This is a genomic window from Argonema antarcticum A004/B2, from assembly GCF_023333585.1.
Taxonomy (GTDB): domain Bacteria; phylum Cyanobacteriota; class Cyanobacteriia; order Cyanobacteriales; family Aerosakkonemataceae; genus Argonema; species Argonema antarcticum.
This window is the reverse complement of the sequence record NZ_JAIQZN010000232.1, coordinates 1-1,504: the sequence shown is the minus strand read 5'-3', so window position 1 is coordinate 1,504 and position 1,504 is coordinate 1. Positions and strand designations below refer to the sequence as shown.

At 44.1% G+C, this 1,504-nt stretch carries 2 protein-coding genes; both read right to left on the bottom strand.

Annotated elements, in window-relative coordinates; translation table 11 throughout:
- Positions 1 to 379 precede the first annotated feature (379 nt).
- Positions 380 to 688 (bottom strand): hypothetical protein, encoded by a 309-nt coding sequence (locus tag LAY57_RS35560; protein WP_249072203.1) that lies wholly within the window; start codon positions 686 to 688, stop codon positions 380 to 382.
- On the bottom strand, positions 685 to 1,236 hold the full coding sequence (locus LAY57_RS35555) for a DUF6036 family nucleotidyltransferase (protein WP_249072201.1): 552 nt from the start codon (positions 1,234 to 1,236) through the stop codon (positions 685 to 687). Before LAY57_RS35555 ends, LAY57_RS35560 begins: the two co-directional genes overlap by 4 nt.
- Positions 1,237 to 1,504: the final 268 nt, after the last annotated feature.

The following is a 1,504-nucleotide window of genomic DNA, read 5'->3' as shown; positions in this document are numbered from 1 at the left end:
CATATCTCTTGTTTTTCAAAAAGTTCAATTTTTCATCCCCAAATCAGCTTCTTAAATCAGTTTGTGAGAAATGCGGGGAAAGTAGTAAAGGTGGATGAGACGGCAGGCAGGCTTAACTAATAAATTTTTAGAAAGTTTCTGCCAATCCATATAGGCAAATAACCAATTAAAAGCCCAATAGCAAATGTTGAAACTAGACAACTTAGCATCATATAAGGTAGCTCTTGACTAGAAAGCGGTGAAAGTTGGGTTAATACAGCGGCTTGCAGCCGCGTGAGGTACAGCCATAAAATTTTTGGTTGGCAGCCATCTGACTGGAGTTTAGATTAGCCTCCAACTCCTCTTGGGGTGGTGCGCCGCAGGCGCACCCCCTGAACGGTTACATAATAAGATTGTTAGATGGCATATATTTATAACTGAGTTCAAGCGCATTGCAAAAGCTGTTGAGGCTATTGAGCAAAGCATTATAGTAAAGGTAAGCATCGTCCCGTTCATCTTGAAGACGGGCATACAAGATCAGCTCTGGCTCTGGGGCTAGATGTTCTAAAGGAACATCTAAGCCTGCTTCGGTTAAGCGCGTTGCTGCGATCGCAACCAACAATGACCCAACTGTATTCGCCTCATCATTCTGAAGATCGTTCAGTCCAGGTAAGATTAACTCTGCTCCCGGCAACTCATTGAGACTCATGATTGACCCTCCTCTCGGTTACCTTCAAAACGTTCGATGAAGTTCTCGACTCGGCTTCTAAGCACATCAGGATTAAGGGAGGGGAATCGGATTAATTCGGGTGCAATAGCTTCAAAGCCATCCCGTAGCCCTCTCAAAGAAAATAATTTCTGTTCGTACATGGCTTGAACATCTTTAATGTCACGGTCAAATCCCCTGGATAGTTTAGAGAGAGCTTGGGCTGTAAAGTCATAATGATAAAACGAGATTTGACCTTGTTTGCCAATGAATACGCTCCGATCACGCCATCCCGGAAGAGGAGGTAAGAAATCCTGTGGAGAAGCCAGTTCGATATTGATGTTCAATTCTTGTTTGAGTTTGGCGATTGCTTGGAAAATTCCTGGGGGTTCAGGGTCCAGACGCATATCGACATCAATCGTGGAATTACGCCATCCAATTAGTAGGGCACTAGCGCCACCTGTAAAGTAAATGCAGCCAGAACCCTGAGCTTCTCTACCCAAGACTTGCATCAGTCGTTCTATCTTCTGAGAGTCAACGTTTGAACGCATATTCGGAATTACAACGCTCGTTGGAAATTTGTCCAGAATCGTAGATGGTTCTAATCCCAAGATACAGCGGCTGCAAGCCGCTGTAAAATTTCCTTGTTCATCTAGTCTTGTACATAGATAGTGTCAGTGCGATCGCTGTCTAACCTTTCCTTGTTTAACTCCTCTTGTATATGGATATGGATAGTGGGAATCCCGCATTTCTCACAAACTTGGCGATCGCCAACCACAAAAGCCTTACTGAATAAGGGTTTCAGCGTGCAAACACCCA